This is a genomic window from Acidithiobacillus sp., assembly GCF_023256195.1.
Taxonomy (GTDB): domain Bacteria; phylum Pseudomonadota; class Gammaproteobacteria; order Acidithiobacillales; family Acidithiobacillaceae; genus Acidithiobacillus_A.
Genome location: NZ_JAGDWX010000011.1, coordinates 24,064 through 31,392, shown reverse-complemented (window position 1 = coordinate 31,392; position 7,329 = coordinate 24,064). Strand labels below are relative to the sequence as shown.

At 64.7% G+C, this 7,329-nt stretch carries 8 protein-coding genes and 1 pseudogene; all 9 read right to left on the bottom strand.

The genetic code is table 11. From position 1 onward, the window contains the following. Positions 1-145: 145 nt before the first annotated feature. Positions 146-499 carry a PilZ domain-containing protein gene (locus Q0C23_RS01860; RefSeq protein WP_291510678.1) on the bottom strand — a complete coding sequence of 118 codons (354 nt, stop codon included), beginning with the start codon at positions 497-499 and terminating at the stop codon, positions 146-148. Further along, positions 483-1,493, bottom strand: coding sequence for a DNA polymerase III subunit delta' (locus Q0C23_RS01855; RefSeq protein ID WP_291510677.1), 1,011 nt, complete (start codon positions 1,491-1,493; stop codon positions 483-485). Before Q0C23_RS01855 ends, Q0C23_RS01860 begins: the two co-directional genes overlap by 17 nt. After that, on the bottom strand, positions 1,486-2,124 hold the full coding sequence (tmk, locus tag Q0C23_RS01850) for a dTMP kinase (RefSeq protein ID WP_291510676.1): 639 nt from the start codon (positions 2,122-2,124) through the stop codon (positions 1,486-1,488). The genes Q0C23_RS01855 and tmk overlap by 8 nt, the downstream gene beginning before the upstream one ends. A gap of 7 nt (positions 2,125-2,131) precedes the next feature. Next, a complete protein-coding gene (mltG, locus tag Q0C23_RS01845; RefSeq protein WP_291510675.1) occupies positions 2,132-3,136 on the bottom strand; it encodes an endolytic transglycosylase MltG in 1,005 nt (334 codons plus the stop codon). Continuing rightward, a complete protein-coding gene (pabC, locus tag Q0C23_RS01840) occupies positions 3,124-3,966 on the bottom strand; it encodes an aminodeoxychorismate lyase (protein WP_291510674.1) in 843 nt (280 codons plus the stop codon). Before pabC ends, mltG begins: the two co-directional genes overlap by 13 nt. 43 nt (positions 3,967-4,009) lie before the next feature. Further along, positions 4,010-5,251 carry a beta-ketoacyl-ACP synthase II gene (gene fabF, locus Q0C23_RS01835; protein WP_291510673.1) on the bottom strand — a complete coding sequence of 414 codons (1,242 nt, stop codon included), beginning with the start codon at positions 5,249-5,251 and terminating at the stop codon, positions 4,010-4,012. A 39-nt stretch (positions 5,252-5,290) separates the two neighbouring features. Further along, on the bottom strand, positions 5,291-5,539 hold the full coding sequence (gene acpP, locus Q0C23_RS01830) for an acyl carrier protein (protein ID WP_004871455.1): 249 nt from the start codon (positions 5,537-5,539) through the stop codon (positions 5,291-5,293). Positions 5,540-5,632: 93 nt separating this feature from the next. Further along, positions 5,633-6,360, bottom strand: a pseudogene (gene fabG, locus Q0C23_RS01825) (3-oxoacyl-ACP reductase FabG). Continuing rightward, positions 6,357-7,295, bottom strand: coding sequence for an ACP S-malonyltransferase (gene fabD / locus Q0C23_RS01820; protein ID WP_367273167.1), 939 nt, complete (start codon positions 7,293-7,295; stop codon positions 6,357-6,359). Before fabD ends, fabG begins: the two are co-directional and overlap by 4 nt. Between the last annotated feature and the right edge of the window lie 34 nt (positions 7,296-7,329).

The following is a 7,329-nucleotide window of genomic DNA, read 5'->3' as shown; positions in this document are numbered from 1 at the left end:
GAGAGGGTGGGATTCGAACCCACGTGGGATTGCTCCCCATCCGATTTCGAGTCGGCGCCGTTATGGCCACTTCGGTACCTCTCCAAGAGGTGCTTACAGTAATGCAGGACCGCCGCGGTAGCAAGCCTCATGGGCCGGCCAGGTTTTAGAAGGTCAGTATGGGGCCGGCATAGTCCGGAAGGCCAGAGAGGATATTCTGGATACGCGTCAGCACGCCCGAACGGTCGTTCATGAAACGGATACCCATGGCCGCTGGATAGCCATCGCGGTTGTCCTTGGGCATCACCCATACCACTCGGCCCGTCACCGGTGCTCGGGGCTGATTATCCGGAAGGCTGATCATGAGCAGCACCTCGGTACCCATGGGCAGCAGATTCGGCGTCTCCACCAAGACACCGCCACCGCGAATGCGGGGCATGAAGTAGCGCTGCACCGAGGCAGCATCGCGTAGCACCACGGACAGGGCCCTTGCCCCGGTACCCTCACCCATGCCGTCCATGACCACCCCCTTGCCCATTGCTCGCCCAGTGCCAGAGACGGTCTTCCAGAACATATTGGATCTGGAGATGCTGCCTTTGTTCTTGCTCCAGCGACAGCCAGCCCTGCAACTCGGTCCAGATCTGGGACACCGACCAGTGCGTCGCTGCGTCCCTTAGTCCTTGGATATAGTCGACATTGCGGATCTTGTCCAGACCCTGGAGCAGAGCCAACATATCCCCGTAGATGCTGAGCATGAGTTCGCGGTAGGAGGGCAAGAGCTCGCTCTTGCTCCACTGGTCGACCAAGCGGAAAAGAACCTGGGGCTGGGGACGCCGCCGCAGTTCCAGAAGTTTTTCCAGGGCCGCGCGCCGCTGGCCCAGCCAGTCCTGCGCGTGCAGGCGGATCGCCAGCAGCGGTCTGTCGCCACAGAACTGGATCAGTTGCGACGCCTCCGCTTCGGGCACGCCCTGCTCGACGAGCCAGGCACGGCAGGCCGGGAGATCCTTGGGCATGGCAGGCAGGCGCAGGCAGCGGGAACGAATGGTGGGCAGGAGCCGGGCGGGCGCGATCGAGCTCAGCAGAAGATGCGCCAGCGGCGCCGGCTCTTCCAGCCCCTTCAGCAGGGCATTGGCGGCGGCTAGGGTGAGACGCTCGGCTGAATCCACGCGCAGCCAGCGACGGGAACCGAGCTGCGGACGATAGGACAGAAACTCCAGCGCCTCACGCACCGCATCGATACCGATATCCTTGTCCTCCAGCGACGCTACCCGCCGATAATCCGGGTGCTGTCCATGCATCAGCAAGCGGCAGGAGCGACACCGACCACAGGCAGACTGATCCGAACCCGGCTCGAGGCACAAGGCTGCCGCTTCAAAATCCTCCAGGATCTTGGGAAGGAAGCTGTCGGGGTGTCCCTGCGCCAACATCGACTGGGGCAGTCCGCGCGCGAGCATCTGCCTCAGGAGCTGCCCGTGGCGAGCGTAGGCAATGGGGAGCGCCACTGGCTCAACCACGGCCCGGACTCGGCAAGCGAGCGGCCAGAGCCACCATCAACTGGTCCTCCACCTCCGCCAGCGAGACACTGGCATCGATCCGCCAGAAGCGTTGGGGTTCGGCAGCCATGCGCGCGGCAAAGATACGCCGGGCCCGAGCAAAGAACTCCTGCGATTCCCGCTCCAGACGATCCGGATGGCGGGCGCGGATCCGCTCCGCGCCCAGGGCCGGATCCAAGTCAAACCACAAGGTCAGGTCCGGAGCGCGCGGCAGCTTCGTCCATCGGGACAGCGTCTCGATGCGTTCGATGGGAAAGGACCGCCCGCCGCCTTGGTAGGCGAAGGTGGAATCCTCAAAGCGGTCGCAGAGAACCAAGGCACCGCGCTGCAGAGCCGGCAGGATCTTTCGGCGCAGATGCTCGTGCCGGCCAGCATAGAGCAGCAGCAATTCTTCCTCGACACTGAGATCGAGCCCGGGGTCGAGAAAGATGGCGCGCAGAGCCTCGCCCAGGGGTCCGCCACCGGGCTCCCGGGTGGTCTCCACGGACCATCCAAGTCCTGTGCAATAGCGCTGCAGGAAGGCCAGCGATGTACTTTTGCCGGCACCTTCGATCCCCTCCAGCGTTAAAAAAAAGCCTGGTCCCCTGGCCATCCTCGTCTCAGCCACCGGCAGCACCCTTTCCCTGCAGATAGCGGCGGATCTGCTGCAGATGTTCCGCATAGTCCCGCGAGTAGTGATACTGGCCGTCCTTGGCAATGAAATAAAGATCGTCGGTGTGCGCCGGATGCAGGACCGCTTTCAGGGCCTGGAGACCCGGCATGGAGATGGGTGCGGGCGGTAGACCCGGGTGCAGGTAGGTATTGTAGGGACTGGCCACCCGCATGTCGGCGGAAGTCAGCTTGCCTTGATAGGCGTCACCCAACGCGTAGATTACCGTGGGGTCCGACTGTAGGGGCATGCCCCGTCGCAGCCGATTGAGGAAGACGGCGGCTATCCGTTCCTGCTGTGATGCGGGAGCACCCTCCTTCTGGACAATGGATGCGAGGATCAAGGCCTGGTAAGGAGTGTGCAGTGGCAGATTCGGCGCGCGACTCGCCCACAGACGATCGAGCTCCCGATGCATCCCGCGGGCCGCGCGCAACAGCACCGCCGTAGCCGGATCGCCCGGTACATAGCGATAGCTGTCCGGCAACAGGAGGCCCTCGGCCGAATGCGCCCGCCAGCCCGCCTGCCGCAGTAGGACGACAAGCTCGCGGCGCGGCGGCAGCTCGTGCCAGTCCAGGTAGGGTGCCCGTTGGGCAAGGTCGTAGATCTGCTGCAGGCGACTGCCGGGCACGATGGTGAGATTGAGAGGAAGAGAACGGCCTGTCACCAGGTCTTGGAGAATGGACAGGCCTCGCACGCGTCCTTGAAAACGGTACAGTCCCGCGTGCAGCGCTGGGCGCCCCCGCAGAACCCAGGCGAAGCGGAACATCCAGGGCTGTGCCAATACCTGTGCTTTTTCCAGCTGGGCAAAAACCGTGTCAGCACCGCTGCCGCGGAAGATCACCACCTCGGTGGGCGCCAAAGTGCGCGGCCAGTACAGGGCGTAGAGGAAGTCGCCCACCAGCAAAATCACGAGCAGCAGCAGGGCTTTCAGAAGCGCGCGGGTCACTCTGCCCACGTTGCCCCCAGACCCAGATCCCGGTGCCAGGACAGCAATTGCCGGGCCAGCGCGCCCTGTGCTCCGGGAAGCTTCCGACCCGCGCAGTCGCGCACCGCCCAGACCCCGATCAGGGAGTTGCAGAAAAAAATCTCATCGGCATCGGCCAGGGCCTCCGCTCCCACCTGCGTATACTGCAGCGACCAGCCGCGCCGCTGCAGAGAGCTCATCACCACATCCCTCTGCACGCCAGGGATGCCACCGTCCCGGAGTTCGGGGGTGAAGACGGTATCGGCGCGACGCCAGAGCAGATTCGCCAGGATGCCCTCGCGCAGACCGCCCCGGGCATCGCAGAGCCAGGCCTCGTCCCATTCCGCCGGACAGGCGCGCCGCGCCATGATCTGATTGAGTCGATTGAGACTTTTCACGGTGAGGTAAGGTGCTCCCGTCTGTAGAGGCACCGGACAGGGTCCGACGACGATACCCTCGCGCCAGAGCTGGGCGGGCCGCTGGGGCCACTCCCACAGGCTCAGGCTGGCGTGCCCAGTGGAGCGAGCTGGCGTCCAGTAGCCGCGCCCTTCCCGCCGCGCCAGGCTCAGCTTGAGTACACAACGCCGCGGCCAGTGCTGCGCGGCGAGGGCCTGCCGCAGGCGCCGCCAGGCTGTCGCCCAGAAGCCACGCTCCGGGAACTCCAGCCCGAGTATCGCAGAGCCTTGGGCCATACGTCGCAGGTGCCTGCGCCAAAAGAGCGGGCGGCCATCGACGACGGCGATGGTTTCGAAGAGTCCATCGCCGTAGGCCGCCGCCCGGGAAGCCGCGCAACCCGACTGCAAGGCCTCTGGACTCGTCACGATTTGCCCCTCTTCCAGGACCAGAAGAGGAGTCACCGGAACCTCAGTCGCGATGGCGCCGCAGCACCAAGGTGCTGTTGGTCCCGCCAAAACCGAAGGAGTTGCTGAGGGCAAGTTCCACCTGCCGATGCCGCGCCACCAGCGGCACGTAATCCAGATCGCAGCCTTCGTCCGGCTCGTGCAGGTTGATGGTGGGCGGGAGAATGCCATGGTGCAGGGCAAGCACGGTAAACACCGCCTCGATCCCACCCGCCGCACCCAACAGGTGTCCCGTCATGGATTTTGTGGAACTGACGGCAACGCTCTTGGTATGTTCGCCAAACACGGCGTGTACCGCCTGCGTCTCGGCCAGATCGCCAAGCGGAGTCGAGGTGCCGTGGGCGTTGATATAACCCACTTCGGCCGGCTCGGCGCCGGCATTGCGCAGGGCGGCACGCATGCAACGGGCCGCGCCCTCACCGTTGGCCACAGGCTGGGTCATGTGGTAGGCATCGGCACTCATGCCGTAGCCCGCCAGCTCCGCATAGATCCGTGCTCCCCGACGCAGCGCGAACTCGCGTTCCTCGAGCACCAGCACGCCCGCTCCCTCGGCGAGGACGAAGCCGTCGCGATCCTTGTCCCAGGGACGACTGGCCGCCTCCGGATCATCGTTGCGGGTAGAGAGCGCCCGCGCCGCTGAGAAACCGCCCAGGCCCAAAGGACTGATGGCCGCCTCGGCACCTCCGGCGATCATCACGTCGGCGTCGCCGTATTCGATGAGACGCGCCGCCTCACCGATGGAGTGGGTCGCCGTCGAGCAGGCCGTCGCCATGGCGATATTGGGACCCTTGGCGCCATAGAGAATAGAGACGTGTCCCGACACCATATTGATGATGCAGCGCGGGATGAAGAAGGGAGAAATCCGCCGGGGACCACTTTCCATGACCACCTGGTGCTCGGCTTCGATACCAGGCAGACCACCGATTCCCGAGCCGATGGACACACCTACCCGTTCGGCAATCCGCGCATCGATCTGCAAGGCGGCATCTTCCACAGCCTCCATGGCCGCCACCATTCCATAGTGGATGAAAGGCTCCATCTTGCGAGCCTCTTTGACCGGCAGATATTGCCCCACATCGAAGCCCTTGACCTCACCGGCAATCTGCGAGGCATAGGGCGAAGGATCGATGCGCGTGACCCGGGCAATGCCGCTGCGTCCGGCGACGATGTTGTCCCAGGCCTGCCGCACGCCGATACCCACCGGAGAAACGATGCCGAGACCGGTGACGACAACCCGTCTTTTCAAGGGAAGCTCTCCCGACAAGGATCGATGATGCCATTCACCTCAAGCGTCTTGCTTGGGCAGATGGGCGCTGATGTAGTCGATGGCCTGCTGCACGGTGGCAATCTTTTCGGCTTCTTCGTCCGGAATCTCGCAGTCGAATTCTTCTTCCAGGGCCATCACCAGTTCCACCGTATCCAGGGAATCGGCGCCCAAATCGTCGACGAAGGAGGCTTCGTTGGTAACCTCGTCCTCATTGACGCCCAGCTGTTCCACGACCACTTTCTTGACACGTGCTGCCACATCATCCATGGGAGAAGCTCCTCTGTTGGTGAAAGTTATTTTCCGCCAGATTGGACCACAGCGAGCGCGGTCCTGTAAAGGTAAAAAGGTCCGTTATGGGCTTCATTCCATCCACAGACCACCGTTGATATGCAGGCTCTGGCCGGTGATGTACCCCGTCTGCGGCCCGGCCAGCCAGGCGACCGCGTGGGCCACCTCCTCGGCCTGTCCGAGCCGCGCGGCAGGGATTTGCGCCAGCAGCGCCTCCCGTTGCGCCGCTGACAGCTGGGCGGTCATGTCCGTCTCGATGAAGCCCGGTGCCACACAGTTGACGGTGATGCCACGCGCCGCCACCTCTCGCGCCAGCGCCCGCGTAAAGCCCGCCACACCGGCCTTGGCCGCGGCGTAGTTACTCTGCCCGGGATTGCCCATGCTTCCCACCACCGAAGTGATGTGGATGATGCGCCCGTACTGGGCCTTGAGCATGCCGCGCAGACACAGACGGCTGAGACGATAGACCGCGCGCAGATTGGTATCCAGGACCCGGTCCCAGTCCTCGTCCTTCATACGCAGCAGTAGTTGATCGCGGGTGATACCCGCGTTGTTGACGAGGATGTCCACAGTACCTAGCTGGGCCGCGATATCGCGCACGACGGCATCCATGGCGGCATCGTCGGTCACATCCAGAACCATGCCTACCCCGCCCTGATCGCCCAGCCGCGCGGTGATGGCCTCGGCGCCGGCAGCGCTGGTAGCCGTGCCCACAGCCGCTCGGCAATGGCGGCGCCAATGCCGCGACTGGCACCGGTCACCAGGGCAAGCCGCCCCTGCAGATCCGTCGTCGCGCTCATCCCAGCAACTCCAGCGTAGCCCTCAGGCTCTTGGGATCCTCGACGTGTACCATGGTGAGACTGGGCTCGATACGTTTACCGAGCCCGGATAGCACCCGACCGGGTCCCATCTCCACAAAGGTCGTCGCACCCTGGCGCGCGAGGAAGCGGATGGTCTCGGTCCAGCGCACCGGCGCCGTCAGTTGCCGCAGCAGGGCGTCGCGGATGGCGGCGGGACTGCTGTAGCTCTGGACGTCGGCATTGTGCACGACCATCGTTTTGGGCGCGCGGAATTCCACGGCTTCCAGGGCCTCGCGAAAGGCATCCTGGGCCGGCGCCATCAGGGCGCAGTGACTGGGTACACTGACGGGCAGCACCACGACCCGCTTGGCGCCGGCGCCGCGCGCCGCCTCCACCAGGCGCTCCACCGCCGCCTTCTCACCGGCCACCACCACCTGTCCCGGCGCATTGAAGTTGGCGGCCGCCAGCACCGCTCCTTGCGCCAGCTCCTGGCACAGGGCGCGCACGTCCTCATCGGCAAGTCCGATCAGCGCAGCCATGGCCCCCTGCCCCTCGGGTACTGCCGCCTGCATCAGGCGCCCGCGGGTGGCCACCAGTTGCACGGCCGCGGCAAAATCCAGGGCATCGGCGGCCACCAGCGCGGTGTACTCGCCCAGCGAGTGTCCGGCCAGGAAATCCGGACTCGCGCCACCCTCCTCTTCCCACACCCGATACACGGCAAAGCCGGCTACCAGCATGACGGGCTGGGTCCACTGGGTCTGCTGGAGGCGCTCTACCGGGCCATCCTGCACCAGCCTCCAGAGATCTTCGTGCAGGAGATCGGAAGCCTCGGCGAAGAGTTCTCCGACCAGAGGGTGAGACGATTCCAGGTCGGCGAGCATCCCCTGGGACTGGGAACCCTGACCTGGAAAGACGAAGGCAACGGAACCGAGCAAGACCACCTCCTCACATCTAGCGTTGGCGCAGGCG